23 protein-coding genes are annotated in these 26,067 nt (G+C 69.6%); 12 read left to right on the forward strand and 11 right to left on the reverse strand.

Going from position 1 to position 26,067, the window contains the following annotated elements:
* The first annotated feature begins 24 nt into the window (after positions 1-24).
* Positions 25-480 (forward strand): N-acetyltransferase family protein, encoded by a 456-nt coding sequence (locus tag ACJX2R_RS26440; protein WP_413102168.1) that lies wholly within the window; start codon positions 25-27, stop codon positions 478-480.
* A 32-nt stretch (positions 481-512) separates the two neighbouring features.
* On the opposite strand, the gene ACJX2R_RS26445 is transcribed toward ACJX2R_RS26440, so the two are convergent.
* Together ACJX2R_RS26445 and ACJX2R_RS26450 are read right to left on the reverse strand one after the other, a co-directional pair.
* Positions 513-1,814, reverse strand: coding sequence for an SGNH/GDSL hydrolase family protein (locus ACJX2R_RS26445; RefSeq protein ID WP_413102169.1), 1,302 nt, complete (start codon positions 1,812-1,814; stop codon positions 513-515).
* A gap of 185 nt (positions 1,815-1,999) precedes the next feature.
* Positions 2,000-3,388, reverse strand: a complete 1,389-nt coding sequence (locus ACJX2R_RS26450; RefSeq protein ID WP_413102170.1) for a serine hydrolase domain-containing protein — start codon at positions 3,386-3,388, stop codon at positions 2,000-2,002.
* 116 nt (positions 3,389-3,504) lie between these two features.
* On the opposite strand from ACJX2R_RS26450, the gene ACJX2R_RS26455 reads away from it, so the two are divergent.
* The 3 genes from ACJX2R_RS26455 (at position 3,505) to def (ending at position 5,140) form a co-directional block, all read left to right on the forward strand.
* Positions 3,505-3,936: a MerR family transcriptional regulator gene (locus ACJX2R_RS26455; protein ID WP_413102171.1), complete on the forward strand. Its 432-nt coding sequence runs from the start codon at positions 3,505-3,507 to the stop codon at positions 3,934-3,936.
* A gap of 75 nt (positions 3,937-4,011) precedes the next feature.
* Positions 4,012-4,350: a thioredoxin gene (trxA, locus tag ACJX2R_RS26460; RefSeq protein WP_044572667.1), complete on the forward strand. Its 339-nt coding sequence runs from the start codon at positions 4,012-4,014 to the stop codon at positions 4,348-4,350.
* Between the two features lie 151 nt (positions 4,351-4,501).
* Positions 4,502-5,140: a peptide deformylase gene (gene def, locus ACJX2R_RS26465; RefSeq protein WP_413102172.1), complete on the forward strand. Its 639-nt coding sequence runs from the start codon at positions 4,502-4,504 to the stop codon at positions 5,138-5,140.
* Positions 5,141-5,185: 45 nt separating this feature from the next.
* On the opposite strand, the gene ACJX2R_RS26470 is transcribed toward def, so the two are convergent.
* Both ACJX2R_RS26470 and dnaB read right to left on the reverse strand, forming a co-directional pair.
* Positions 5,186-5,788, reverse strand: coding sequence for a class I SAM-dependent methyltransferase (locus ACJX2R_RS26470; protein ID WP_413102173.1), 603 nt, complete (start codon positions 5,786-5,788; stop codon positions 5,186-5,188).
* An 83-nt stretch (positions 5,789-5,871) separates the two neighbouring features.
* A complete protein-coding gene (dnaB, locus tag ACJX2R_RS26475; RefSeq protein ID WP_413102174.1) occupies positions 5,872-7,350 on the reverse strand; it encodes a replicative DNA helicase in 1,479 nt (492 codons plus the stop codon).
* A gap of 460 nt (positions 7,351-7,810) precedes the next feature.
* Here dnaB and ACJX2R_RS26480 point away from each other — a divergent pair, with 460 nt between their 5' ends.
* The gene (locus ACJX2R_RS26480; RefSeq protein WP_413102175.1) at positions 7,811-9,151 is read left to right on the forward strand and encodes an MATE family efflux transporter; all 1,341 of its coding nucleotides are present in this window, start codon (positions 7,811-7,813) and stop codon (positions 9,149-9,151) included.
* Between the two features lie 202 nt (positions 9,152-9,353).
* Here ACJX2R_RS26480 and rplI read toward each other — a convergent pair whose 3' ends face one another.
* The 4 genes from rplI to rpsF form a co-directional block, all read right to left on the reverse strand.
* Positions 9,354-9,800, reverse strand: a complete 447-nt coding sequence (rplI, locus tag ACJX2R_RS26485; protein WP_413102176.1) for a 50S ribosomal protein L9 — start codon at positions 9,798-9,800, stop codon at positions 9,354-9,356.
* Between the two features lie 18 nt (positions 9,801-9,818).
* Positions 9,819-10,055, reverse strand: coding sequence for a 30S ribosomal protein S18 (gene rpsR / locus ACJX2R_RS26490; protein ID WP_003978893.1), 237 nt, complete (start codon positions 10,053-10,055; stop codon positions 9,819-9,821).
* Positions 10,056-10,140: 85 nt separating this feature from the next.
* Complete coding sequence (locus ACJX2R_RS26495) at positions 10,141-10,728, reverse strand: single-stranded DNA-binding protein (protein WP_037954647.1); 588 nt, start codon at positions 10,726-10,728, stop codon at positions 10,141-10,143.
* Positions 10,729-10,811: 83 nt separating this feature from the next.
* Positions 10,812-11,102 carry a 30S ribosomal protein S6 gene (gene rpsF / locus ACJX2R_RS26500; protein WP_020869989.1) on the reverse strand — a complete coding sequence of 97 codons (291 nt, stop codon included), beginning with the start codon at positions 11,100-11,102 and terminating at the stop codon, positions 10,812-10,814.
* Between the two features lie 229 nt (positions 11,103-11,331).
* On the opposite strand from rpsF, the gene ACJX2R_RS26505 reads away from it, so the two are divergent.
* The 3 genes from ACJX2R_RS26505 to ACJX2R_RS26515 all read left to right on the forward strand — a co-directional run bounded on the left by ACJX2R_RS26505 (position 11,332) and on the right by ACJX2R_RS26515 (position 13,984).
* On the forward strand, positions 11,332-11,649 hold the full coding sequence (locus tag ACJX2R_RS26505; RefSeq protein WP_262702098.1) for a hypothetical protein: 318 nt from the start codon (positions 11,332-11,334) through the stop codon (positions 11,647-11,649).
* 118 nt (positions 11,650-11,767) lie between these two features.
* Positions 11,768-12,886 carry a lipid II:glycine glycyltransferase FemX gene (locus ACJX2R_RS26510; RefSeq protein ID WP_413102177.1) on the forward strand — a complete coding sequence of 373 codons (1,119 nt, stop codon included), beginning with the start codon at positions 11,768-11,770 and terminating at the stop codon, positions 12,884-12,886.
* A 66-nt stretch (positions 12,887-12,952) separates the two neighbouring features.
* Positions 12,953-13,984, forward strand: coding sequence for an alanine racemase (locus ACJX2R_RS26515; RefSeq protein WP_262702096.1), 1,032 nt, complete (start codon positions 12,953-12,955; stop codon positions 13,982-13,984).
* 34 nt (positions 13,985-14,018) lie between these two features.
* On the opposite strand, the gene ACJX2R_RS26520 is transcribed toward ACJX2R_RS26515, so the two are convergent.
* Positions 14,019-15,503, reverse strand: a complete 1,485-nt coding sequence (locus tag ACJX2R_RS26520) for a glycosyltransferase family 87 protein (RefSeq protein ID WP_413102178.1) — start codon at positions 15,501-15,503, stop codon at positions 14,019-14,021.
* A gap of 214 nt (positions 15,504-15,717) precedes the next feature.
* Positions 15,718-18,402 (reverse strand): transglycosylase domain-containing protein, encoded by a 2,685-nt coding sequence (locus ACJX2R_RS26525; RefSeq protein WP_413102179.1) that lies wholly within the window; start codon positions 18,400-18,402, stop codon positions 15,718-15,720.
* Between the two features lie 358 nt (positions 18,403-18,760).
* On the opposite strand from ACJX2R_RS26525, the gene ACJX2R_RS26530 reads away from it, so the two are divergent.
* The 3 genes from ACJX2R_RS26530 to ACJX2R_RS26540 all read left to right on the forward strand — a co-directional run bounded on the left by ACJX2R_RS26530 (position 18,761) and on the right by ACJX2R_RS26540 (position 22,029).
* Entirely contained in the window at positions 18,761-19,471 is a 711-nt protein-coding gene (locus ACJX2R_RS26530; protein ID WP_413102180.1) for a helix-turn-helix transcriptional regulator, read from the forward strand.
* A gap of 49 nt (positions 19,472-19,520) precedes the next feature.
* Positions 19,521-20,603 (forward strand): inositol-3-phosphate synthase, encoded by a 1,083-nt coding sequence (locus ACJX2R_RS26535; protein WP_262702092.1) that lies wholly within the window; start codon positions 19,521-19,523, stop codon positions 20,601-20,603.
* A gap of 85 nt (positions 20,604-20,688) precedes the next feature.
* Positions 20,689-22,029 carry an MFS transporter gene (locus ACJX2R_RS26540; RefSeq protein ID WP_413102181.1) on the forward strand — a complete coding sequence of 447 codons (1,341 nt, stop codon included), beginning with the start codon at positions 20,689-20,691 and terminating at the stop codon, positions 22,027-22,029.
* A 5-nt stretch (positions 22,030-22,034) separates the two neighbouring features.
* Here the strand turns inward: ACJX2R_RS26540 and ACJX2R_RS26545 are convergent, their stop codons facing one another.
* Positions 22,035-23,525: a CCA tRNA nucleotidyltransferase gene (locus ACJX2R_RS26545; RefSeq protein WP_413102182.1), complete on the reverse strand. Its 1,491-nt coding sequence runs from the start codon at positions 23,523-23,525 to the stop codon at positions 22,035-22,037.
* A 180-nt stretch (positions 23,526-23,705) separates the two neighbouring features.
* Here ACJX2R_RS26545 and ACJX2R_RS26550 point away from each other — a divergent pair, with 180 nt between their 5' ends.
* Positions 23,706-26,063, forward strand: coding sequence for a DUF6049 family protein (locus tag ACJX2R_RS26550; RefSeq protein WP_413102183.1), 2,358 nt, complete (start codon positions 23,706-23,708; stop codon positions 26,061-26,063).
* Positions 26,064-26,067 lie beyond the last annotated feature (4 nt).

Consider the following 26,067-nt stretch of genomic DNA (forward strand, 5'->3'; position numbering starts at 1 on the left):
GGGCCCCGGCGTAGGCTCCACCGCATGAGCGACTTCGAGATACGGCGCGCGACCGCCGATGACATCCCGGCGATCGTGGCCATGCTGGCGGACGACGCGCTCGGCGCCCGCCGGGAGTCCCCGGATGACCTGGCCCCGTACCGCGCCGCCTTCGAGCGGCTGGACTCGGATCCCCAGCAGCGGCTGGTCGTCGCGGTCCGGGAGGGCCGCACCGTCGGCACCCTCCAGCTGACCGTGATCCCCGGGCTGTCGCGCCGCGGCGCCACACGCTCGATCATCGAAGGCGTCCGGATCCACTCCGAGGAGCGCGGCGGCGGGCTCGGCACCCAGCTGATCGAATGGGCCGTGGCGGAGTCGCGCCGCGAGGGGTGTGTACTGGTGCAGCTCACCTCGGACGCGACGCGCATCGACGCCCACCGCTTCTACGAGCGGCTCGGCTTCGAGGCCAGCCACATCGGCTTCAAGCTGCCGCTGGCCTGAACTGCCCCGGTCCCACTTCCCCACCAGCGGCCTCATAGCGTCGCGAGGTCGACGGCCTCGGCCATCCGCCGGTAGCCCGCGTCGTTCGGGTGCTTGAAGTCGCCCGAGTCGTACGCCGGGTTCAGCCGCAGCGGATCGGACGGCGCGGCCATGACCTCCGCGAAGTCGACGACCGCGTCGAAGGCGCCCGAGGTACGGATCCAGTGGTTGATCGCGGCGCGCTTCGCCTCGGAGCGCGGGGTGTGGTACTCGGCGCCCTTGAACGGCAGGATCGTCCCGCCGATGACCTTGATCCCGCGGGCATGGGCGAGAGCGATCAGCTCCCGGTAACCGGCGATCACCTCATCGGCCGACACCTGCGGATTGGGCTTGTAGGTGGGCAGTTCGACCTCGCTGAAACCGATGTCGTTGAGCCCCTCGAGCAGGATCACCGACCGTACGCCCGGCTTGTCCAGGACATCGCGCGTGAAGCGGGCACCCGCCCGGTCGCCGTACCAGGCCGAGTCGTGCAGCAGCAGATTGCCGCCGATCCCGGAGTTGAGGACGGGGCGCGGGGTGCCCACGGCCGCGAGGCGCTCGGCCAGCAGATCCGGCCAGCGGTGGTCGGCGTCGTAGGTCGAGCCGAAGCCATCGGTGATCGAATCGCCGAAGGCCACCACAGTGCCCCGCTGCCGGGGACCGCCGGTGACCTCGACATCGGAGAGGTAGTACCAGGAGTTGGTGGTCTCGGTGAAGGCTCCCCCGGCCCGGTCGGCGCGGTGGTCGCCGTCCGCGCGGAAGCTGCGGGCGTAGGCCTGGGCGTGGAAGGTGGCGGGGCCGGTCGGACGGTCGAAGTACAGCGTGACCGTGACCGGCTGACGGGCCGCCACCCGCAGCGGGGCCGCGTCGCTCACCGTCTCCCCGCCCGCCGGGATCTCCGCCGATCGCCGGTGTCCGAAGGTCAGCGCGCGCAGGCTCGCGTTGTGGACGGAGGCGCCGTGCGCGGTACGGGCGATGGTCGCGCCCGCGATCCGCAGCGGCGCGGTGCCGTAACGGTTCGACAGCCTGATCCGGGCCGCCGTGCCGCTGCCGGTGACCCGGACGACCTGACGCAGGGTCTGGGCGGTGCGCTCGGCGAAGCCGCCCTCGGCCCAGTTCTTCTCGAAGCCGGAGCTGGGGCGCTGGACGGGGGCGGCCCATCCGGCCGACCAGACGGTCCCCGGCCGGTCTCGACCTGCTGACGGGCCTCCGAGCCGGGCCGTGGCCGTGGCCGTCCCGGAGGCGGCCATGGACGCGGCCATGACGGTGCTGAGGGCGAGCAGGGAGGCGCTGAGACGAAGCGTGGACGTGCGCACGGCGGGGCTCCTGGGGGAGGGGAGGATGAGTGGGCCGGATCCGGCCCTTGGACCAACCTGCCGCCCCCCGCACCACCGACCCAGCCCCCAGCCGTGCGTACCACCGGCGGGGTCAGGCTACGGCCGCCGGATCCCCGACTACCCGCCGGAACACGGCAGCCCACTCCGGTCCCGCTGCCTCCCCCTCAGAGCGCGCGCCAGCCCTCCGGGTCGACCCCGCCGGGCACCACATCGCCCGGCGCGTAGGGCTCCCGGGTGAATACGAAGCTGCCCAGGTCCAGATGGGCCGGGGCGTCGCCCTCCCCCTCGACCACCCGCAGCGTCTCCCCCGCGTAATAGCCGTCGAGCCCCGTCCAGGTGCCATCCGGCTCGGCCCTGAAGCGGGAGGCCCGGCCTCCTCCGGTGGCCGGGGACAGCTCCAGGCCGCGGTTCGCGCGCAGCCGCAGGTGGTAGGCGCGGGGGCCCCAGTACCAGGGGCCGGTCAGCGCCAGCAGCGCCGGATCGACCTCGGTCAGCGGCCGCCACGGCTCGGGGATACGGGGCTCGCGCTCCGCCACGATCCGTATGAGGTCGGCGGCGATGGCCCCGATCGCGGGCCCCGAGGTGGTGTTGGCCAGCGCGATCCCGGCCAGCCGGTCCTCGGCGCTCACCCATAGCGAGGCCAGGAAGCCGGGCATGGAGCCGGTGTGGCCGTGGAGGAACCGCCCGCCGTGCCGGACGAGCTGTGTCCCCAGGCCATAGCCGCCGTCCCAGTCCCCCTCCTCTGGCGCGACGGCGGGCTCCCGCATCTCGGCGAGCGACTCCGCGCCGAGCACCCGGTCGTCCCCGTCCAACAGGAAGGCGGCGAAGCGGGCCAGATCCCCGGCGGTCGACCAGAGCTGCCCGGCCGGGCCCATCCGCCCGGTGTCCTCGGCCGGTTCGGGCAGCAGGACATCCGCCCAGGGGTGCACGGCCCATCCCCCGGCGTGCGGCGCCCGCGGCTCGAGCGACGTACGCCCCATCCCCAGCGGCTCCAGCACCTCATGCGCGAGCACCTCGCCCCAGGGCGCTCCGCGCAGCCGCTCGACCAGCGCGCCGAGCAGCGCGAAACCAGGGTTGGAGTAGTGGTGACGGCGGCCCGCGGGGTGGACCAGCGGGCGCTCGCCGAAGATATCGGCGGTCTCGGGCCGCAGCGCCCCGGGCGTACGCTCCCACCACGGGCCGCTGGTCTCGGCGGCGAGACCCGAGGTGTGGGAGAGGAGCTGGGCCACGGTCGCGCCCTCGGCCTCCGGCACGTCCAGATGCTTGGCCAGCGGATCGCCGAGGTCCAGCAGCCCCTCGTCGCGCAGCCGCATCACCAGCACCGCCACAAAGGTCTTGGTCAGGGAGCCGATGCGGTACTGGGTGTCGGTGTCAGGTGCGGTTCCGTCCACAGAGCCGCGCGACCCCCTCCACACCAGACGCCCCTCCCGCACCACGGCCCCGACCAGGGACGGGGCACGGCCCTCGGCCTGGCCGCGGGCGAGGCGCCGCAGCAGGGCACGGCGGGTGGCGGGCAGCGGCTCGGCGAACTCATCCACGTCGGCTGTGGTCATATCGGCACTCTACGGCGAGGGTCCGACAACGGTCAGTCATCGGTTGGCGGCCGGGGACCGCCAGCCCCGCAGCACGCTCTGGCCTTTACGCCGGGGTCAAGGTCTACCGTCAAGTCATGCGGATCGGAGAGCTGGCCGAACGGGCGGGTACGACCACCCGCACCCTGCGCTATTACGAGTCGCTCGGGCTGCTGCCCGCGCGCCGCACCGGCAATGGTTACCGGTCGTACGACGAGGAGGACCTGCGGCTGCTCCAGCAGATCCGCACGCTGCGGGACTTCGGCTTCGAGCTGGAGGAGACGCGTCCGTTCGTCGAGTGCCTGCGCTCCGGCCATCCGGCCGGTGACTCCTGCCCCGCCTCGCTGGAGGTCTACCGGCGCAAGCTCGCCGAGCTGGACGAGTGCATCGCCCGGCTGAGCGCGATCCGGGAGCGGGTCGGGACACAGCTCGTCCAGGCGGAGCGGGCCCGCGCGGAGCTGGATGCCGCGGCGACGGCGCCCGACGGGGCCCCGGAGCCGCGCTGCGAGCTGACACCGCCCGGTCCCTGAGCCCGCTCGGCCCCTGAGCCCGCCGTAACCACAACAGCTCCACCCGTATGACAAGGACGCCAAGGGAGATATGACATGTCACTGACACACACCGGGGGAGTGGCCACGGTCACCGACGCCACCTTCGCCGAGGAGGTCCTGGCGGCCGAGCTGCCGGTGCTGGTGAAGTTCACCGCCTCGTGGTGCCCGCCGTGCCGGATGATCGCCCCGGTGCTGGCGGAGATCGCGCAGGAGGAGGGTCACCGGCTGAAGGTGGTGTCCCTGGACGTCGACGAGAACCCGTCCACCACCAACGCGTACGGGGTGCTCTCGATGCCGACTCTGATGCTGTTCCGGGCGGGCGAGCCGGTGCGGTCGCTGGTCGGGGCCCGCAGCAAGCGGCGGCTGCTGGAGGAGCTCGGCGAAGCGCTCTGAGCCTTACCTGACGCGATCTGACGCGCACCGGAGCCGCGGCCGAACCGCCCCTGCTACGTTGGCCCGACATGACCATCAGCGGGGGCGGCCTCAGCGGCCGTGAGCGGCCAGCGGGCAGTCGGCAGTGGGGGCGGAAAAGGTGAGATCAGCGGTGCGCGTCCTGGTGCAGGGGAAACCCGTCGACTCCTATCCGGCGCTGCCTCCCGAGGCCGAGCGCGGTTCACCGCGCCGGATCACCGAGGTGGGCGAGGAGGTGCTGCGCCGCTCCTGCCGCGAGGTGACCGAGTTCGGCACGCCCGAGCTGAGCGCCCTCATCGACGACATGTTCCTCACCATGTACATCGCCGAGGGCGCCGGGCTGGCAGCCAATCAGGTCGACGTCGATCTGCGGCTGTTCGTCTACGACTGCCCGGACGACCACGGCGTACGGCACATCGGCCACATCATCAACCCGGTTCTGGACCAGCCCGACCCGGCCCACCGGCTGCTCATCGAGGAGGCCGAGGGCTGTCTGTCCGTACCGGGCGCGCGGATGGACGTACCGCGCACCGACCGCACCGTGGTCCGCGGCGTCGACAAGGACGGCAATCCGCTGGTGATCGAGGGCACCGGCTACTTCGCCCGGTGTCTCCAGCACGAGGCCGACCACCTCTCGGGGCACCTCTACATCGACCGGCTCTCCAAGCGCGACCGCAAGGACGCGCTGCGGCAGATGGCGGACCGTCATGAGGAGGTCCTCGCCCGCCGCGTGGAGAAGGCGACGGCCCTGGGCCACCAGCTCCAGCCCTGACCGGCCCCGGCCACCGCCTTGGCCCCGGCTGCCCCGGCCACCGCCTTACCGCAGCCGTCGCGCTCGCAGCACGGTGTCATGGGTGTGGTGGGTGCCGGCGGGGGCGGGAGCGGTGCGTCGCCGGGTCTCGTTGACCACAACCGCCCAGTCGTCGTCGAGCACCCCGGCGACGTCGTCGGGCTGGTAGTAGTCCACGGGGTCGAAACCCTGCTCCGGGTGCGGGGTCAGATCGGCGAGGTCATGCGTGGCGAACAGCAGCGTGCCCCCGGGCGCGACGGCAGCCAGCAGGCCACGCAGCGCCCCGTGGTCCGGCTGCCGCTTGAGCGGAAAGTACTGGACCGACACCAGGTCGAACGCCGCGGCCGGGGGCCGCGTACTGGTCAGATCGGCCCGCCTCCACGCCACCCGGCCCTCGAGGTCCGCGGCCGCCGCGGCGGCGCGCTCCAGGGCGACCCGGGAGATGTCCACCGCGGTCACCCGCCACCCCCGCCGAGCCAGCCAGACCGCGTCGCCGCCCTCCCCACACCCCACATCAAGCGCCTGCCCCGGCGGCATCTCGGCGACCTCGCTGACGAGCACCCCGTTGGGCGCCCCGCTGAAGAGCTGATTACGGCTGCCATACATGTCGTCCCAGAACTGTCTGTCCATGCCCACCAACCTGCCCCCGCCCAGAACGAACTGACAAAGTTCTTTGCGGGAACGGCAAAGCACCGCGGACCAGGCAGCGGCCGTCAGGTCTGGGCCATGTCCACGAAGCGGGAGTAGTGGCCCTGGAAGGCGACCGTGATCGTGGCCGTCGGGCCGTTACGGTGCTTGGCCACGATCAGGTCCGCCTCGCCCGCGCGCGGCGACTCCTTCTCGTAGGCGTCCTCGCGGTGGAGCAGGATGACCATGTCGGCGTCCTGCTCGATGGATCCACTCTCCCGGAGGTCCGAGACCATCGGCTTCTTGTCCGTGCGCTGCTCGGGGCCTCGGTTGAGCTGGGAGAGCGCGATGACCGGTACTTCCAGCTCCTTGGCCAGCAGCTTCAGGTTTCGCGACATGTCCGAGACCTCCTGCTGACGGCTCTCGGGGCGGCGGGCGCCGCCGGACTGCATCAGCTGGAGGTAGTCGATGACGACCAGTTGGAGGTCATTGCGCTGCTTGAGGCGGCGGCACTTGGCCCGGATCTCCATCATCGACAGGTTCGGGGAGTCGTCGATGTAGAGCGGGGCCTGGGAGACGTCCGGCATCCGGCGGGCCAGCCGGGTCCAGTCCTCGTCGGTCATGCTGCCCGAGCGCATGTGGTGGAGCGCCACCCGGGCCTCGGCGGAGAGCAGACGCATCGCGATCTCGTTGCGGCCCATCTCCAGGGAGAAGATGACGCTCGGCATGGCGTGCTTGATGGAGCAGGCGCGCGCGAAGTCGAGGGCCAGGGTGGACTTGCCCATCGCGGGGCGGGCGGCGATGACGATCATCTGGCCCGGGTGCAGCCCGTTCGTCAGGGAGTCCAGGTCGGTGAAGCCGGTGGGCACCCCGGACATCTGTCCGCTGCGCGAGCCGATCGCCTCGATCTCGTCGAGCGCGCCCTCCATGATGTCGCCGAGCGGCAGATAGTCCTCACTGGTGCGCTGCTCGGTGACGGCGTAGATCTCCGCCTGGGCGCTGTTGACGATCTCGTCGACGTCCCCGTCCGCCGCGTATCCCATCTGGGTGATGCGGGTACCGGCCTCGACCAAGCGGCGCAGCACGGCGCGCTCGTGGACGATCTCCGCGTAGTACTCGGCGTTGGCGGCCGTGGGGACCGACTGGACGAGGGTGTGGAGATACGAGGCGCCGCCGACCCGGGCGATCTCGCCGCGCTTGGTCAGCTCCGCGGCGACGGTGATCGGGTCGGCCGGCTCACCCTTGGCGTAGAGGTCCAGGATGGCCTGGTAGACGGTCTCATGGGCGGGCCGGTAGAAGTCATTGCCCTTGAGGACCTCCACCACATCGGCGATGGCGTCCTTGGAGAGCAGCATGCCGCCGAGGACGGACTGCTCGGCGTCGAGGTCCTGGGGCGGAACGCGCTCGAAGCCGGAGCCCTCCCAGGGGGAGCCGCCGCTTCCGTCGCGGTCCTGACCGTCGCGGCCCCGGCCGCCGCCCTCACCGCGGCGGAAGCGGGGGGACGGGAACCGGTCGGACGGGCCGGAGTCCGCCCATGGGTCGTCCATGGGCTCGGGCACGCTCACCCCGTCACCTCCTCCCGTCCGCGAAGCGAACCTCGCCGTGCCCGTCCTTCTTACGGCACGGCTATGACACAACTGAGCGGCCGGCTTTCCGGACACGGCGCATCGGAGGCTGGGGCTTCCAGGGCCGGATCGGGTGGCGGGCGCCGGACCACGTTAGGCCCGTCGGGACCGCCAGCCAACTTGGTTATCCACAGGGCATGTGGATGATGGGATCCATCCTGTGGGTAAGTCGCGCGAACCTGTGCACGGGCCGGGGGACAGTGCTGTGGACAAACACACAATCACCCCGAGAGTCCAAGCCTGACCTGCGGTTTCTCTATCCAGTGGCTGTGCAGAAGAAAAACTTCCGCCCCCAGCGCAAGATCACGACAAAGGGCGCAGAGAAGATCGTCCCGTGCGCCGCCTTGTAAGGACCGGCGGCAGCTTGTGTCTCTTACCTGTGGACGATTACATTGCCCTCATGACACAGGCCCCCACGAGCGCGCGGAGCACCCCACGCCACCACGACCGCGAGATCATCGCACTCGCGCTTCCCGCCTTCGGCGCACTCGTGGCGGAACCCCTCTTCGTCATGGTCGACAGTGCCGTCGTCGGCCATCTGGGCACCGCCCAGCTGGCCGGTCTGGGCGTCGCCGCGGCCCTGCTCGCCACCGCCGTCAACATCTTCGTCTTCCTCGCCTACGCCACCACCGCGGCGGTGGCCCGCCGGGTCGGCGCGGGCGACCTCGCCGGGGCGATACGGCAGGGCATGGACGGCATATGGCTGGCCCTGCTGCTCGGGGTCGCCGTCATCGCCGTCGCGCTTCCCACCGCCCCCGCCCTGGTCGACCTCTTCGGCGCCTCGGACACCGCCGCGCCCTACGCGATCACCTATCTGCGGATCAGCACCCTCGGCATCCCCGCGATGCTGGTGGTGCTCGCCGCCACCGGTGTGCTGCGCGGCCTCCAGGACACCCGGACCCCGCTGTATGTCGCCATCGGCGGCTTCGGGGCCAACGCCGCGCTGAACGCCGTCCTGGTCTACGGGGCCGGGCTGGGCATCGCGGGCTCGGCCTGGGGCACGGTGATCGCCCAGAACGCCATGGCCGCTGTCTACCTCACCGTCGTCATCCGGGGCGCACGGCGCCATGGCACATCGCTGCGACCCGATGCCGCGGGCATCAGGGCCTGTGCCCAGGCCGGGGCACCGCTGCTGATCCGTACGCTCTCGCTGCGCGCCGTGATGCTGATCGCGACGGCCGTGGCGGCTCGCCTCGGCGACACCGATATCGCCGCCCATCAGATCGTGCTCACCCTGTGGAGCCTGCTGGCGTTCGCCCTGGACGCCATCGCCATCGCGGGTCAGGCGATCATCGGGCGCTATCTGGGGGCGGGCGATGAGGAGGGGGCACGGGCCGCCTGCCGCCGCATGGTGCGGTGGGGCATCGCCTCGGGCGTGGCGCTGGGCCTGCTGGTGGCGGCTTCCCGGCCGTTGTTCATCCCCCTGTTCACCACCGATTCCGCGGTACGGGACGCCCTGCTGCCCGCCCTGCTGGTCACGGCCCTCATCCAGCCGGTCTCGGGTGTGGTCTTCGTCCTCGACGGCGTGCTGATGGGCGCGGGGGACGGGGCCTATCTGGCCTGGGCGATGATTGCCACGCTGGCCATCTTCGCCCCGGTGGCGCTGCTGGTGCCCTCGCTCGGCGGGGGCCTGACGGCGCTGTGGTGCACCATGGCGCTGATGATGTCGGTCCGGATGGCCACCCTGTGGCTGCGTACCCGCTCCGGCCGCTGGATCGTCACCGGCGCGGTACGAAGCTGAGCCCACGCCCCGCCGGTCAACCCCCGGCCCGGCGAAGGGCCGAACGGCGGAGGGTCAACGCGGCGGAGGGTCGACGCGGCCACGACGGAGAGCCGACGCGGCCACGGCAGAAGACCGACACGGCGGAGGGCCGCACCCACAACAGGGGTGCGGCCCTCCGGTGCACTGTGCACGGTGCCGACGGCGACCGTCACGGCCGTCGTCAGGCGGCGATGACCTCGACGCCGACCTTGGCGGCAACTTCGGCGTGCAGACGGACCGAGATCTGGTGCGCGCCCAGGGTCTTGATCGGGGCCTGCACCTCGATGCGGCGCTTGTCGACCTCCGGGCCACCCGCGTCCTTGATCGCCGAAGCGATGTCGGCCGGGGTCACGGAGCCGAACAGCCGGCCGGCGTCGCCGGCACGGGTCTTCAGCCGCACCTTGACGCCCTCGAGCTGAGCCTTGACCTCATTGGCCTGCTCGATCGTGGCGATCTCGCGGATGCGACGACCGCGGCGGATCTGCTCGACGTCCTTCTCGCCACCCTTGGTCCAGCGGATCGCCAGACCACGCGGAACCAGGTAGTTACGGGCGTAACCGTCCTTGACGTCCACGACGTCACCGGCGGTGCCGAGGCCGGAGACCTCGTGGGTGAGGATGATCTTCATGTGTCAGTCACCCTTCCCTTATCGCGCGGTGGAGGTGTAGGGCAGCAGCGCCATCTCACGGCTGTTCTTCACGGCCGTGGCGACGTCACGCTGGTGCTGGGTGCAGTTGCCGGTGACCCGGCGGGCACGGATCTTGCCGCGGTCGGAGATGAACTTCCGCAGCAGGTTCGTGTCCTTGTAGTCGACGTAGGAGATCTTCTCCTTGCAGAACACGCAAACCTTCTTCTTAGGCTTGCGAGCAGGCGGCTTCGCCATTGTCTCTCTCCAGTGTGATCAAGAAGTGTGTGCTGGTCGCCCTGACCAGACCGCGCGCTGTTTCACGTGAAACAACGCCTCGGGTCTAGAAGGGCGGCTCGTCCGAGTAGCCCCCGGAGTTGCCGGAGCCACCGCCCCAGCCACCACCACCGCCGCCCTGGCCACCGGCCGGAGCGCCGGTCGCCCACGGGTCGTCGGCCGGAGCGCCGCCGCCCTGCTGCTGGCCGCCGCCGCTGGGGCCACCGCCCCAGCCACCGCCGCCCTGGCCGCCACCGCCACCGCCGCCGTAACCACCCTGACCACCGCGACCGGTGGTCTTGGTGACCTTGGCTGTGGCGTTGCGCAGGCTGGCGCCGACCTCGTCGACATCCAGCTCATAGACCGTGCGCTTGATCCCCTCGCGGTCCTCATAGGACCGCTGCTTCAGACGGCCCTGCACGATGACGCGCATGCCGCGCTGAAGGGACTCAGCCACGTTCTCCGCGGCCTGCCGCCACACCGAGCACGTGAGAAAGAGGCTCTCGCCGTCCTTCCACTCGTTGGTCTGCCGGTCGAAGGTACGGGGAGTGGACGCGACGCGGAACTTCGCGACCGCCGCACCGGACGGGGTGAAACGCAGCTCGGGGTCGTCGACGAGATTGCCGACGACCGTGATGACGGTCTCGCCTGCCATTGGGGGAACCTCTCGGCGGGTACTGCTGGGCTGCTTGCTACTCGTTGCGATTCGGCCCCGATGACCGCTGAACGCTTACGCGGTCAGTGGGTCTCGGGACGGAGGACCTTGGTCCGGAGGACCGACTCGTTCAGGTTCAGCTGGCGGTCGAGCTCCTTGACGACCGCGGGCTCGGCCTGTAGGTCGATGACCGAGTAGATGCCCTCGGGCTTCTTCTTGATCTCGTACGAGAGACGACGACGGCCCCAGGTGTCGACCTTCTCGACCTTGCCATCGCCTTCACGGACGACGGAAAGGAAGTTCTCGATCAGCGGGGAGACAGCGCGCTCCTCGAGATCGGGGTCGAGGATGACCATCACCTCGTAGTGACGCATGTGGAACCCACCTCCTTTGGACTCAGCGGCCACGGTCGTTCCGTGGCAGGAGGGTCGTGATGCGTATCCGCTTCGGCGTCAGTGCAGACACCACCGCGGAGGGTACACAGTACCCGGCTCCGGCCGCCCGCTTGAAATCCGGGCGTCTTGGCCCGCAATCTGTACACATCGGGTGTGAGCGGCGTAACAGTTCGCCGCCTTGCTCTATGTGCCTACCTGGAGGTGCCCCATGGCACAGGCAGCACGATCCCACCACGGCTTGCTCACCTTCCTGGACACCGACGGCAAGTCGCATCCCGTAGAGAACACGGTCGCCGTGGCGACCGTGGTGATCGGCGTGATCGCCTTTGTCACGGCTCATTTCCCCCACCTCCACCTGGTCAGCTCATGGGTCGGACTGATCGGGATGATCAGCGGCGCCTGGGGCCAGCTGAGGTCCGTGACCACCGGTGAGCGGTTCCTGCTGATCATCGGGCTCGGTGCCGCCGGGGTCGGCTTCTATCTCGGCATGGCACACGGCGGGCTCTTCGGCGGCGTGCTGGGCTGAGCCCGCCCGGAGCCCGGTTGTCCCCGGGCCCGAACGGGGCGTGTCCCGGTCGCAGTAGGCTTCGGCGCGAGAGCCGGAGCCCCGACCCTGGGGACAAACCTGCCGAGGAGCGCCCCACATGAGCCTGACCCTGAGGACGATCAGCCGAGAGCAGCATCTGGCGTACATCCAGAGCCTGTCGGCGGCAAGCCACATGCAGGTGCCTGCATGGGCTGACGTCAAGTCGGAGTGGCGCTCGGAGAACCTCGGCTGGTTCGACGCCACGGGTCAGCTCGTCGGCGCCGGTCTCGTCCTCTACCGTCAGCTGCCCAAGATCAAGCGCTATCTCGCCTATCTTCCCGAGGGCCCGGTCATCAACTGGTACGCCCCCAACCTGGAGGACTGGCTGCGTCCGATGCTCGCGCATCTGAAGCAGCAGGGCGCCTTCTCCGTGAAGATGGGCCCGCCGGTCATCATCCGCCGCTGGGATTCCGCCGCGATCAAGTCCGGCATCCAGAACCCCGACGTCAAGCGGCTGCGCGATGTCGAGGCCACCTTCATCGAGCCGCGCGCCTTCGAGGTGGCCGATCGGCTGCGGCGCATGGGCTGGCAGCAGGGCGAGGACGGCGGGGCCGGCTTCGGTGACGTCCAGCCGCGGTACGTCTTCCAGGTGCCGCTGGAGAACCGCTCCCTCGAGGATGTCCACAAGGGCTTCAACCAGCTGTGGCGCCGCAACATCAAGAAGGCCGAGAAGGCCGGTGTCGAGGTCGTCCAGGGCGGCTACGAGCATCTGGGCGAGTGGCAGCGGCTCTATGAGATCACCGCGGAGCGCGACCACTTCCGGCCCCGCCCGCTCAGCTACTTCCAGCGCATGTGGACGGCCCTCAACACCGAGGACCCCAACCGGATGCGGCTGTACTTCGCGATGCACGAGAACGAGGCCGTGGCCGCCGCCACGATGCTGATCGTCGGCGGCCATGTCTGGTACTCCTACGGCGCCTCCGCCAACCACAAGCGCGAGGTCCGGCCCTCGAACGCGATGCAGTGGCGGATGCTCCGCGACGCCTACGCACTGGGCGCGACCGTCTATGACCTGCGCGGCATCAGCGACTCCCTCGATGAGACGGATCATCTCTTCGGCCTGATCCAGTTCAAGGTGGGCACCGGTGGGCAGGCTGCCGAATACCTCGGCGAGTGGGACTTCCCGCTCAACAAGCTCCTGCACAAGGCGCTCGACATCTACATGTCGCGCCGCTGACCACGATTCGCTGTCTCCCATACCTCCAATACACCGCGGCTACGAGAAAGGTTCCGGGACCGGTCAATGGCGCTCACCCTCTACGTCGACACCGCTCGCTGGCGGGCGCATCAGCAAACGGTGATCCAGCAGTTCCCGGGGATAGTCCCGGTCTGCAAAGGCAACGGCTACGGCTTCGGTCATGAGCGGCTGGCCGAGGAAGCCGCCCGCTTCGGCAGCGACATCCTCGCGGTCGGAACCACGTACGAGGCCGCCCGGATGAAGGACTTCTTCAGCGGTGACCTGCTCGTGCTCACCCCCTTCCGCCGCGGTGAGGAGCCGGTGCCGCTGCCGGACCGGGTGATCCGTTCGGTCTCGTCGGTCGACGGCGTCTACGGCCTGGTGAACGCGCGCGTGGTCATCGAGGTCATGAGCAGCATGAAGCGGCACGGCGTCACCGAGGAGGACCTGCCCAAGCTGCACGCCGCGATAGAGAACGTCCGGCTGGAGGGGTTCGCCATCCACCTCCCGCTCGACCGCACCGACGGCCTGGATGCGGTCGAGGAGGTCATCGCCTGGATGGACCGGCTGCGGGCGGCGCGGCTGCCGCTGCACACCATGTTCGTCAGCCACCTCAAGGCCGAGGAACTGGCCCGGTTGCAGCAGCAGTTCCCGCAGACCCGCTTCCGGGCCCGCATCGGCACCCGGCTGTGGCTGGGCGACCACGACTCGACGGAGTACCGGGGCTCGGTGCTCGACGTCACCCGGGTCGCGAAGGGCGACCGCTTCGGCTACCGCCAGCAGAAGGCCGCATCCGACGGCCATCTGGTCGTGGTCGCGGGCGGCACCTCCCACGGTGTCGGCCTGGAGGCGCCCAAGGCGCTGCACGGGGTGATGCCCCGCGCCAAGGGGGTGGCCCGCGCCGGTCTGGCGACCGTCAACCGCAACCTCTCGCCGTTCGTGTGGGCGGGCAAGCAGCGGTGGTTCGCCGAGCCGCCGCACATGCAGGTGTCCATCCTGTTCGTGCCCAGCGATGTCCAGGCGCCCCAGGTGGGGGATGAGCTGGTGGCGCATCTGCGGCACACCACAACGCAGTTCGACCGGCTGCTCGACCGCTGAACCCACGCCACCGGGAGGGGCTCCCGTCCGGGGCTCACTCCCGGTGGACGCCCCAGTCCACCAGCGCCGCGCCCTCATAGCGGGAAGCCCGCCGCGCCTCTCCCAGCACGAACGCGTCCGGGGCCCGGTCCAGCACGCCTCCCCCGGGGTCGTCCGACCCGTCCCGGCGCACCGGGTCCCGCTCGGGCACCAGCGCGTCCCGGATGATCAGGGCGCACAGATAGAGCGTCCCCAGCAGATGTACGGCGATCGCCAGCTGATAGCCCTCCGCCGGCAGCCCCCGGTGCTGGTCGCCGCTGCCCGTGTACGCGAGGTACATCCAGATCCCCAGGAAGTACATGACCTCGCACGCCTGCCAGACCAGGAAGTCCCGCCAGCGCGGCCTGGCCAGTGCGGCCAGCGGGATCAGCCACAGCACGTACTGCGGTGAGTAGACCTTGTTGGTGAGCACGAACGCCGCGACGATCAGGAAGGACAGCTGGGCCAGGCGCGGACGGCGCGGGGCGCACAGGGCCAGCACCGCCACTCCGAGGCAGGCCAGGGCCATCAGCACGGTCCCGTAGGTGTTGACGTCCTCCAGGGAGTTCCCGGTGCGCTGGGAGATGATCAGCCACACGGAGCCGAAGTCCACGGGGCGCTCCTGGCTGAAGGTGTAGAACGTCTTCCAGCCGTCGCGGATGTGCAGTCCGCCCTGCGTGCTGATCATTACGGGCAGGTTCACCACGAGCCAGGCGGCGAGGGCCCCGCCCGCGGCAGTCCAGAAGGCCCGCAGCCGCCCCGCCCGCAGACAGAGCACCAGCAGCGGACCGAGCAGCAGTCCGGGGTAGAGCTTGGCGGCCGTCGCGAGCCCCAGCAGCACACCGGCGGCCAGCGGGCGGCTGCGGGACCACATCAGCAGGGCGGCGGCCGTAAGGGCGACGGCGAACAGGTCCCAGTTGATGGTGGCCGTGAGCGCGAAGGCGGGGGCGAGGGCGACCAGCAGCGCGTCCCAGGGGCGGCGCCGGTGCGTACGGGCCACACAGACCGCGATGACCGCGGTGCAGACCATCAGCATGCCCGCGTTGACCATCCAGTAGATCTGCTCCCGGTCCTGGATGGAGCCGCCGTGCGGGGTCATCCAGGAGGCGACCTCCATGAAGAGGCCGGTGAGGACCGGATACTCCAGGTACTGCATCCCGCCCGAGACGTTGTCCGGTATCCGGTCGAAGTACGGAACGAGGTCGATGGCGAAGCCGCGGCCGTTGTAGAGGTGCGGTATGTCGGAGTAGCAGGCGTGGGTGTACTGGGCGGTGGCCCCGTAGAACCAGCCGCCGTCGTAGCACGGCAGCTTCTGCACCATGCCCAGGGCGAACATGCCGATGGCGACGATCGCCACGATCCGCACGGGGGTCCACCAGCTCGTGCCCAGCAGGGCCCGGCGCCCGGTCGGCCCACCGATCAGCTCGCTGCCGGCCGCGGCCACCGGATCCTCGGAGGTCGGCCTGACGGGCTGGGCCTGTGGGTCCTCGCGCACGCTCATGGCCCCCATCCTGCCGTACGAGCTCCTCCGGAGGAGTCAGGACCGCCCCAGCGGCCGCTGAGCGCGCCGCGGACGCCGGGCGGGGCCTCGGTCGGGGAGAGGCGGACCAGAGGCGCAGAGAGCCGTCCAGGGCCCGTAACGGCGTCGGCCGCGCCGGAGCGGGTTCGCTCCGGCGCGGCCGGCGAGAGGTGAACGGTTCGTACGGGACCGCGGGCTATTCCTCCCTGCGGGTCCCGGACGGGCCGCCGAATATGCCACCGGGGCCGCCCGGGTCCTCCGTGGTCGGCGACGTGGACGGACCTCCCGGACCGCCGTTCCCGCCGCCGTTCTGGTTGCCGCCGTTGCCGTTACCGCCGTTGTCCTGGCAGTCCAGGTCGAGCGGGTCACAGGTGTCCGTCGGGGTCGGGCTGCCGGACGGCGACTCCGAGGGGGACTCCGACGGAGATTCCGAAGGCGACTCCGACGGGGACTCGGACGGCTTGTCCGTCGTCGGGGTCGGGCTCGGGCTGGCGTCCTCGCCGAAGACCTTCTGGCCGATCGGAGTGGCCGCGGGGAAGTCCTTGACCGGCACGCCCTTCAGGGCACCGCGCATGTAGTCGGCCCAGATCTCCGCCGGGAACGACGCACCGTGGATCGTCTTCTGGCCGCCCACACCGCGCATGGACAGGAACTTCTGGCTCTTGGCCTGGTCGTCCACCCGCCACATGCCGATCGCCGTGGACAGCTGCGGGGTGTAGCCGGAGAACCAGGCCGACTTGTTCTCGTCGGTGGTTCCGGTCTTGCCCGCGACCGGACGGCCGATCTTGGCGGAGGTGCCGGTGCCGCGCTGGACCACGTTCTCCAGGACATCGGTGACGTTGTTCGCCACGTTCGAGTCGAACGCCCGCTTGACCTCGGCGTCCTGCTTGTGGTCGTAGACGGTGCCGTTCTTGTCCTCGACCCGCTCCACCGAGTACGGCTCGGCCTGCTGACCGCTGGCCGCGAAGGTGGCGTACGCCCCGGCGAGCCGGATGGCGCTGGGCGCGGAGGTGCCGAGCGAGAACGTCGGGGTGATCGAGGACAGTTGCTCCTTGTTGAGGCCCGCGGCCAGGGCCGCGTCCCGCACCTTGTCGGTGCCGACGTCCATGCCCAGCTGGATGAACGGGGTGTTCACCGAGTACTGCATCGCGGTGCGCAGGCTGATCGGGCCCTTGTCCTCGTCACCGTCGTTCCGCTGGTGCCACTCCTTGCCGTCCTTGTCGTGCCAGACGGTTCCGTCGTAGTCCCGCAGGGTCACCTTGTTGTCGCCGTTGTAGACACTGCTCGGCGAGACCAGGGTGCGCTCGGAATCGGGTTGCTCCCGTGGGCCCTTCGGATCGCGGGCGCCATTGGTCATCGCGGCGGCCATCACGAAGGGCTTGAAGGTCGAGCCCACCTGGACACCGGTGTAGTCGGCGTTGTTGCGGTAGTGCTCCAGCGCGTTCTTGCCGCCGTAGATGGCCAGGATCTTGCCCGTCTTGGGCTCCACCGAGGCGCCGCCGAACTGGACGTGCTTGTCCTCGACGCGCTCTTTCGGCTTGAGGTTCTCCTTGGAGACCTTCTCGACCGCCCGGGTCAGCTCACTGATCTTCTTCCGGTCGAAGGTGGTGTGGATCTGATAGCCACCCTTGTCCAGTTGTGACTTGCTGATGCCGGTGTTGGCGATGATGTAGTTGTCGGCGAGGTCGGTGAGATAGCCGATCTGGCCCTGCTTGTTCGTGGCCACCTTCGGGTTCTGCGGCATCGGGAAGCCCTTGTCGATCCACTTCTGGGCCTCGGTCCTGGGCATCCTGTGCACGGCGACCTCACGCCGCAGGGTCCACTCCCAGCGCTGCTTGGCGCGCTTGGTATTGGCCTCCTTGGTGGCGGCGGCGCCATAGCCCCCGTTGGGGTCGTAGAGGTTGGGGCCGTTGAGCGTCGCGGCCAGGAAGGCGCTCTGGCTGGGCGTCAGCTTCGAGCAGTCCCGGTCGAAGTAGGCGCGGGCGGCAGCCTGGCAGCCGTAGGCACCGCGTCCGTAGTACGCGGTGTTCAGATAGCTCCCGAGGATGTAGTCCTTGTCCTTGGTCGCGCCCACCTTTATGGAGATGAACAGCTCCTTGACCTTACGCGTGATCGTCTGCGACTGGTCGAGGTAGGTGTTCTTCACGAACTGCTGGGTGATGGTCGAACCACTCTGGGTCGCTCCACCCTTCGCCATGTTGACGACCGCGCGGGCGATACCCATCGGGTCGACGCCGCTGTCGTCGTAGAAGCTGGCGTTCTCCGCGGAGATCACCGCGTTCTGCATGGACTTGGGGATCTTGCTGAGGGGGACGATCTGACGGTTGAGGTCACCACCGCCGGAGACCACCATCTGCTTGCCGTCCGCCCAGTAGTAGACGTTCTTCTGGGTCTGGGACGCGGCCTGGGCGGTCGGCACCTCAACCAGCCACAGCCCTATGCCGACGGCGCCGAGCAGCACCGCGAAGAAGAAGATGAAGGTTCCCGTCACCAGCCTCCAGGACGGAACCCAGCGCCGGAAACCCGACCGCCCGCCGCGCGGGTAGTCGATGAAGCGCTTCTTGCCGGGGGGTCCATCGCCCCCGGGGCCGCGTCCGCGGCCGCCGCCGGTCCCCCGCCGACCGCCTCCGCGACCGCCGGGGCCCGCGCCGGACGCGCTCGCGTCGGATCCTCGTCTACGGCCACCGCTGCGCTGGGCGGCCCGGCGGGCCGCCGCGCGGCCACCGTAAGGGCGCTCTTCCCCCTGCGGGGTGGCGCCCGACCCGGCTGCGGCGTTGTGCGTCGGTGCTGCGCGGCGGCCGGACGACTGCTGTCCGGCTCGCCGGGCCGCTGCTCGTCCGCCGCCTTGGGGTTGCGGCGGCTTGCGACGGTGCTCGCTCATGGAACGACTTCTCCTCGGGCAGGCGCTATCGCCTGAAAGCGGCAGATGGCTTCCGGTCCCCCCAATGTGCGGTCCGGTCGCACCAGGCAACCGGACGCACTGCATCCGGGACGAGGACGCATCGCGGCGTCACTTGGTTCCCATAGGTCTGCATGGCGAACAGAGTACGCACGGTCAAAACCCGCCCAGCCGCCACCTTCACTCCATAACCGTCAGATTGAGTGTCTCGAATTGGTGATGTGACGGCGTTCACCGTGGTCCCTCTTGTCCCTTCCCGCACACAGTTCTATCGTCTTGATGTATCGAGTCGATACATCAGCTCGACATAGCAGGCCCGTAGGAGAAGGAGAGGCGGGGAATGAGCAGACGCTCTGGCGTCCTGGAGTTCGCCGTTCTCGGCCTGCTGCGCGAGTCACCGATGCACGGATACGAGCTGCGTAAGCGGCTCAACACCTCACTCGGGGTGTTCCGCGCGTTCAGCTACGGCAGCCTCTATCCCTGCCTCAAGACGCTGGTCGGCAACGGCTGGTTGATCGAGGAATCCGGCAGCGCCTCCCCGGACGCTCTCGCGGCGCCCCTCTCCGGCCGCCGGGCGAAGATCGTCTACCGGCTCACAGCGGCGGGGAAGGAGCGGTTCGAGGAACTGCTCTCCCACACCGGGCCGGATGCCTGGGAGGACGAGCACTTCGGCGTCCGGTTCGCCTTCTTCGGCCAGACGTCACGAGACGTTCGGATGCGGGTGCTGGAGGGGCGGCGCAGCCGCCTGGAGGAGCGCCTGGACAAGATGCGCGCCGCCATGGCCCGTACCCGCGAGCGTCTGGACGACTACACCCTCGAGCTACAGCGGCACGGGATGGAGTCGGTGGAGCGCGAGGTGCGCTGGCTCAACGAGCTGATCGAGAGCGAGCGGGCCGGGCGCGATCGGCGCGACGGCACCGTCGGGCAGGTCCGGACGACCGAGCGGGACGAGGACCGGCCGCCACAGCAGGACCAGTCAGAAGATGCGGACGGCCCGCCCCGGCACCGGGGTGGTTCCCGGCCGGATCCGTCCGATGACACCACCAAGTGAGGCCCGGCACCCGCAGGGCCTCGTCCAGTACACACAGGGAGCAACCGGAATGGGTTCGGTTCGTGTAGCCATCGTCGGTGTGGGCAACTGCGCCGCCTCGCTGGTGCAGGGCGTCGAGTACTACAAGGACGCCGACCCGGACACCCGCGTGCCGGGTCTGATGCACGTGCAGTTCGGCGACTACCACGTGAAGGACGTGGAGTTCGTGGCCGCCTTCGACGTGGACGCGAAGAAGGTCGGCCTGGACCTCGCGGACGCCATCGGCGCCAGCGAGAACAACACCATCAAGATCTGCGACGTGCCGACGGCGGGTGTCACGGTCCAGCGCGGCCACACGCTCGACGGACTCGGCAAGTACTACCGCGAGACCATCGACGAGTCCGACGAGGCACCGGTCGACGTCGTCCAGGTGCTCAAGGACAAGCAGGTCGACGTTCTGGTCTGCTACCTCCCGGTCGGCTCCGAGGACGCCGCCAAGTACTACGCCCAGTGCGCCATCGACGCGAAGGTCGCCTTCGTCAACGCGCTCCCGGTCTTCATCGCCGGCACCAAGGAGTGGGCGGACAAGTTCACCGAGGCCGGGGTGCCGATCGTCGGTGACGACATCAAGTCGCAGGTCGGCGCGACCATCACGCACCGCGTGATGGCCAAGCTGTTCGAGGACCGGGGCGTCATCCTGGACCGCACCATGCAGCTGAACGTCGGCGGCAACATGGACTTCAAGAACATGCTCGAGCGGGAGCGCCTGGAGTCCAAGAAGATCTCCAAGACCCAGGCCGTCACCTCCCAGATCCCCGACCGCGACCTGGGTGCCGACAACGTCCACATCGGCCCCTCGGACTTCGTGGCCTGGCTGGACGACCGCAAGTGGGCCTATGTCCGCCTGGAGGGCCGCGCGTTCGGCGATGTCCCGCTGAACCTGGAGTACAAGCTCGAGGTCTGGGACTCCCCGAACTCCGCGGGTGTCATCATCGACGCGCTGCGCGCCGCGAAGATCGCCAAGGACCGCGGCATCGGCGGCCCGATCCTCTCCGCCTCCTCGTACTTCATGAAGTCGCCTCCGGTGCAGTACTTCGACAACGAGGCGCGGGAGAACGTGGAGAAGTTCATCAAGGGCGAGGTCGAGCGCTGAAGCGCCATGCGCTGATTCCCGCCGCGTGATCACGGGCCTCCGGGTAATACACCCGGAGGCCCGTGTGGTGTGTGAGGCTGACGCCATGCCTGTTGTGCGTGATCTCCGCGTACTGCTGCAACTGCGGGACTTCCGCCGCCTCCTGGCCATCCGGCTGCTGTCCCAATCGGCCGATGGCGTCTACCAGGTGGCCCTCGCCACCTATGTGGTCTTCTCCCCGGAGAAGGAGACCTCCGCCGCGGCCATCGCCTCCGCCATGGCCGTCCTGCTGCTCCCCTATTCCCTGCTCGGCCCCTTCGCCGGGGTACTGCTGGACCGCTGGCGCCGGCGACAGGTGCTGCTCTACGGAAATCTGCTGCGCTCGGGGCTGGCCGCCGGAACCGCCGTACTGGTGCTGGGCCAGGTGCCGGAGTGGCTCTTCTATGTCTCGGCCCTTTCGGTGACGGCCGTCAACCGCTTTGTGCTGGCCGGTCTTTCGGCGGCCCTGCCCCGGGTCGTGGACAGCCAGGAGCGCCTGGTCATGGCCAACTCCCTCTCGCCCACGGCCGGAACGCTCGCCGCCACGGCCGGGGGCAGCCTCGCCTTCATCGTCCGGCTGTCGGGCCCAGGAGGCACCTCCTCGGACGCGCTGGTCGTCCTGGTGGGCGCCGCGCTCTATCTCTGCGCCGGGCTCACGGCCCTTCTGATGGCACCGGGTCTGCTGGGGCCGGATCCCGCGGCCCTTCAGCCCCGTCTCTCCGCGGCCCTGATGAGCACCGCGCGGGGTCTGGTCGCGGGCGTACGCCATCTGCTGGAGCGCCGCGATCCCACCGTGGCGCTGACCGCGATGACGCTGATGCGCTTCTGCTACGGCGCGCTCACGGTGACGGTGCTGATGCTCTGCCGCTACGCATGGGCCGAAACCGAGTCCCAGGGGCTCGCGCTTCTGGGGCTGGCCGTCGGCGTTTCGGGCGCGGGCTTCTTCGCGGCGGCGGTGATCACGCCATGGGCGGTGGCCCGGCTCGCCGCCCGTACGCCCTCCTCCCAGCCGGACGGCCGACTCTCCTGGGTAATGGTGTGCGCCGGGAGCGCGGCCCTCCTGGAACCGGGACTCGGACTGCCCTTCGAACCCGCTCCGATGCTGATCGCCGCGTTCGTTCTCGGGCTGATCACCCAGGGGGCGAAGATCGCCACCGACACCGTGGTGCAGTCCGCCATCGCCGATGACTTCCGCGGGCGGATCTTCTCCCTCTATGACGTGCTGTTCAATGTCGCCTTCGTGGGAGCCGCGGCGGTCGCGGCGGTGATACTGCCGCCGGACGGCAGATCGGCGGCACTGCTGATCTGTGTGGCGCTGCTCTACGCGGCCACCGCGATCATGGTGAGGTTTCACGTGAAACATGACCGGCAGAGCGCCAAGCGGGTCGATGTTTCACGTGAAACGTGAGGGACTCAGCCCTCCGGCTGACCTTCCCACCACTCATGGAGCGCGGCGATCGCGGCGTCCCGCTCCATGGGGCCGTGCTCCAGCCGCAGCTCCAGCAGATGCTTGTACGCCTTGCCGACCTGTGGCCCCGGGGGGATGCCGAGGATCTTCATGATCTCGTTGCCATCCAGATCCGGGCGGATCGCATCCAGCTCTTCCTGCTCCTCCAGCCGGGCGATGCGCTCCTCGAGGCCGTCGTACGCACGCGAGAGCGCCGTCGCCTTCCGTCGATTGCGCGTGGTGCAGTCCGAGCGGGTCAGCTTGTGCAGCCGGTCCAGCAGCGGCCCGGCGTCACGGACATAGCGGCGGACCGCGGAGTCGGTCCATTCCCCCGTGCCATAGCCGTGGAAGCGCAGATGCAGCTCGACCAGGCGGGAGACATCCTTGATCAGCTCATTAGAGTACTTGAGCCTCGTCATCCGGTACTTGGTCATCTTGGCCCCCACCACCTCGTGGTGGTGGAAGGAGACCCGGCCGTCCTTCTCGAAGCGGCGCGTCTTGGGCTTGCCGATGTCATGCAGCAGCGCGGCCAGCCGCAGCGTCAGATCGGGGCCCTCGGTCTCCAGCTCGATGGCCTGGTCCAGCACCGTCAGCGAGTGCTCGTAGACATCCTTGTGGCGGTGGTGCTCATCGCGCTCCAGGCGCAGCGCCGGAAGCTCCGGCAGGACGCGGTCGGCGAGCCCGGTCTCCACCAGCAGCCGCAGCCCCTTGCGGGGGTGATCGGCCAGGACGAGCTTGTTGAGCTCATCACGCACCCGCTCCGCCGAGACGATGTCGATGCGCTCGGCCATCGCCGTCATCGCGGCGACGACCTCGGGGGCCACCTCGAAGTCCAGCTGCGCGGCGAAGCGCGCGGCACGCATCATCCGCAGCGGATCGTCGGAGAAGGACTCCTCGGGCGTCCCCGGAGTGCGCAGCACCCGGGCGGCGAGATCCTCCAGACCGTGGTGCGGGTCGATGAACTCCTTCTGCGGAAGGGCCACCGCCATCGCGTTGACCGTGAAATCCCGACGGACCAGGTCCTCCTCGATGGAGTCGCCGTAGGACACCTCGGGCTTCCGAGATGTCCGGTCATAGGCTTCTGACCGATAAGTCGTGATTTCAATCTGGAAGCTCTGGTCCGACCCGCTTCCTGGCGCCATGCCCTTTCGGCAGCCGACCGTACCGAAGGCGATGCCGACGTCCCAGACCGCGTCCGCCCAGGGCCGTACGATCTTCAGTACCTCATCCGGCCGCGCGTCCGTCGTGAAATCCAGATCGTTACCGAGCCGGCCGAGCAGCGCGTCCCGTACCGAGCCGCCGACCAGGGCCAGGTGGAAACCTGCCTGCTGGAATCGACGGGCAAGATCGTCGGCAACGGGAGAGACCCGCAGGAGCTCACCCACGGCGCGGCGCTGCACCTGGCTGAGCTCGTTGGTCGACTGCGGGGATCGGCTGTCATTGTTGGCGTTCGGCACAACAGAACAGGGTACGTGGCCGTGCGCCCCCGAGACTCCACCCCCGACGGGGCCACCACTGCGTAACGATCTTGTGGAGCCGTCCACAGCACTTCGTCACAGCGGGCATCGTTACCATTCCGTGGACGCACATTGCGACGACCACTGACGACCTACTGACGACAAGGGACGGGCGAGCGCGTGGCCGATGCGGCAGACCTCCGGGGGACAACTTCCGCTCGTGCCCGGCGATGGTTGCGGCGCACGGCGGCCCTGCTGGCCGCGGCGCCGATGCTCGCGGGCCTGGCACAGATTCCGGCGGCACCCGCCGCCCACGCCGAGAGCAAGGCCACGGGCTCGCGATCGGTGGACGTCTCCATCACCTCACTGACCCCCACCGCGCCGAAGAAGAGCGACACCCTCACCGTCAGCGGCACCGTCACCAACGACACCAAGGGCACGGTCTCGGACGCCCGGGTGGGCCTCCGCGTCGGCCCGACCATGAACGGCCGCAGCGCGATCGACACCGCGGCCCACCGCACCGGCTATACGGAGGGGCTCGACGGCACCGAGATCGACGGCAAATACGCCAAGAAGATCGGCAAGCTGGCGGCCGGCACCAGCCGTGACTTCTCCCTCTCCATACCGGTGGATCAGTTGCACCTGGGGGAGAACGGCGTCTATCAGCTCGGTGTCTCGCTCACCGGTGACACCTCCCATCAGCCCTGGCCTCAGGTGCTGGGCATCGAGCGGACCTTCCTGCCCTGGCAGTCGGACCCGTCCCAGAAGAAATCCCAGCTCACCTATCTGTGGCCGCTGATCTCCGCCACCCATGTGACCGCCCGCACGGACAACGACGAGGACCGCACCCCGATCTTCCGGGACGACCGCCTGGCCAAGGAGCTGGCCCCGGGCGGCCGGCTCCAGCAGATGGTCGCCCTGGGGAAGAACCTCCCCATCACCTGGGTGGTCGACCCCGACCTGCTCGCCACGGTCGACGCGATGACCAAGAAGTACGAGGTCCAGAACCCCTCGGGCAACGGGACCAGGGCGGGCCACGGCCAGACCGTCGCCAAGCAGTGGCTGGACGCCCTCCAGAAGGCCGTGGATGGCAAGCAGGTGGTCGCGCTGCCGTTCGCCGACCCCGACCTCGCCTCGCTCGCCCACCGCGGTAAGAACGTCACCGGCGCCCTCAGCCACCTCCAGGGCGCCACCGAGCTCGCCTCGACGACCGTGGAGACCATCCTCGGAGCGCGGCCGCGCACGGACTTCGCTTGGCCCGTCGAGGGTGCGGTCGACTCCTCGATCGTGGACGTCGCCACCTCCGCGGGCGCCCACAACGTGATCGCCCGCAGCGACAGCCTGCGCGAGACCGGCGGGCTCTCCTACACCCCCACCGCGGCCCGCCAGATCGGCGGCGGCAATACGGCGGTGGTCGCCGACGCGCGGCTGTCGACGGCCTTCACCGGCGACATGTCCAAGGCGGAGAACTCCACCCTCGCCATCCAGCGGTTCCTGGCCCAGAGCCAGATGATCAATCTCCAGGCGCCGGACAGGCAGCGCAGCATCGTGGTCGCCCCCCAGCGGACGCCCACCACCAGCCAGGCGCAGGCGATGGCGGCGGCCATGGAGGGCCTCTCCGGGCAGTGGACGCAGCCGCTGAGCCTGGGGCAGGCCGCGAAGGCCAAGCCCGACCCGAGCGCCACCCAGCGGGTGCCGAGCACCCGCTCCTACCCCCGGTCGCTGCGCGCGCGGGAGCTGCCCACCGAGGCATTCGACCGGATCCAGGAGACCCAGAAGACCCTGGACAATTTCGAGCCGATCCTGACCGCCAAATACCGGGTGGTCACCCCCTTCGGGAACGCGATCAGGCGCGAGATGTCGACCTCGTGGCGCAGCGAGGCGCAGAACGCGACCGGCTTCCGGCACGATGTGCAGACCTATCTCTCCGGGCTCACCAAGAAGGTGCGCCTGGTCCCCAAGACGGACATGACCCTCTCCGGGCGCAGCGCCACCGTCCCGGTGACCGTCCAGAACAACCTGGTCCAGAGCGTCGAGCTGCGGCTCGTCCTGCGCTCCCAGCAGGGCAACCGGCTGGCGGTCAGCGACCCCCAGCTGGTCAATGTGGAGGGCGGCCACAGCCAGTCCGTGAAGTTCGGGACCACGGCCAACGCGAACGGCCCGGTGTGGGTCTCGGCACAGCTCTACACCCCGGACGGCCAGCCGTACGGCGACGAGATGCTGTTCGAGGTGAATGTCACCGAAATCACGTCGACCGTGATTCTCGTGATCGCCGGCGGTGTGCTGCTGCTGGTCCTCGCCGGTGTCCGGATCTATGTGCAGCGCAAGCGCGCGGCCGCCAGGAGTGGTGAGGACGGCGGGGACGGGGAAGACGCCGAGGAGGCGCACGGGCAGGATGAGGACGACAGCGAGGCCCCGGAGACCGACCGGTGTGACCCCGCACACGCCCTCGTGCCCGAGCAGCCGAGTGACCCGGCGTCGGACACCGGATCGCAAAGCGCTGGCCCGTCCGGCTCGGGTGAGAAAGTGGACCATTGAGCAA

This window comes from Streptomyces sp. Inha503, assembly GCF_047215865.1.
Lineage (GTDB): Bacteria > Actinomycetota > Actinomycetes > Streptomycetales > Streptomycetaceae > Streptomyces > Streptomyces lycopersici.

What these genes read in the sequence shown, in the direction of transcription:
- ACJX2R_RS26440 (WP_413102168.1), top strand. Translation starts at nt 25, where the DNA reads ATGAGCGACTTCGAGATACGGCGCGCGACCGCCGATGACATCCCGGCG.
- ACJX2R_RS26450 (WP_413102170.1), bottom strand. Translation starts at nt 3,388, where the DNA reads ATGACCACAGCCGACGTGGATGAGTTCGCCGAGCCGCTGCCCGCCACC.
- ACJX2R_RS26455 (WP_413102171.1), top strand. Translation starts at nt 3,505, where the DNA reads ATGCGGATCGGAGAGCTGGCCGAACGGGCGGGTACGACCACCCGCACC.
- trxA (WP_044572667.1), top strand. Translation starts at nt 4,012, where the DNA reads ATGTCACTGACACACACCGGGGGAGTGGCCACGGTCACCGACGCCACC.
- ACJX2R_RS26470 (WP_413102173.1), bottom strand. Translation starts at nt 5,788, where the DNA reads ATGGACAGACAGTTCTGGGACGACATGTATGGCAGCCGTAATCAGCTC.
- ACJX2R_RS26480 (WP_413102175.1), top strand. Translation starts at nt 7,811, where the DNA reads ATGACACAGGCCCCCACGAGCGCGCGGAGCACCCCACGCCACCACGAC.
- rplI (WP_413102176.1), bottom strand. Translation starts at nt 9,800, where the DNA reads ATGAAGATCATCCTCACCCACGAGGTCTCCGGCCTCGGCACCGCCGGT.
- rpsR (WP_003978893.1), bottom strand. Translation starts at nt 10,055, where the DNA reads ATGGCGAAGCCGCCTGCTCGCAAGCCTAAGAAGAAGGTTTGCGTGTTC.
- ACJX2R_RS26495 (WP_037954647.1), bottom strand. Translation starts at nt 10,728, where the DNA reads ATGGCAGGCGAGACCGTCATCACGGTCGTCGGCAATCTCGTCGACGAC.
- rpsF (WP_020869989.1), bottom strand. Translation starts at nt 11,102, where the DNA reads ATGCGTCACTACGAGGTGATGGTCATCCTCGACCCCGATCTCGAGGAG.
- ACJX2R_RS26505 (WP_262702098.1), top strand. Translation starts at nt 11,332, where the DNA reads ATGGCACAGGCAGCACGATCCCACCACGGCTTGCTCACCTTCCTGGAC.
- ACJX2R_RS26510 (WP_413102177.1), top strand. Translation starts at nt 11,768, where the DNA reads ATGAGCCTGACCCTGAGGACGATCAGCCGAGAGCAGCATCTGGCGTAC.
- ACJX2R_RS26515 (WP_262702096.1), top strand. Translation starts at nt 12,953, where the DNA reads ATGGCGCTCACCCTCTACGTCGACACCGCTCGCTGGCGGGCGCATCAG.
- ACJX2R_RS26520 (WP_413102178.1), bottom strand. Translation starts at nt 15,503, where the DNA reads ATGAGCGTGCGCGAGGACCCACAGGCCCAGCCCGTCAGGCCGACCTCC.
- ACJX2R_RS26525 (WP_413102179.1), bottom strand. Translation starts at nt 18,402, where the DNA reads ATGAGCGAGCACCGTCGCAAGCCGCCGCAACCCCAAGGCGGCGGACGA.
- ACJX2R_RS26530 (WP_413102180.1), top strand. Translation starts at nt 18,761, where the DNA reads ATGAGCAGACGCTCTGGCGTCCTGGAGTTCGCCGTTCTCGGCCTGCTG.
- ACJX2R_RS26535 (WP_262702092.1), top strand. Translation starts at nt 19,521, where the DNA reads ATGGGTTCGGTTCGTGTAGCCATCGTCGGTGTGGGCAACTGCGCCGCC.
- ACJX2R_RS26540 (WP_413102181.1), top strand. Translation starts at nt 20,689, where the DNA reads ATGCCTGTTGTGCGTGATCTCCGCGTACTGCTGCAACTGCGGGACTTC.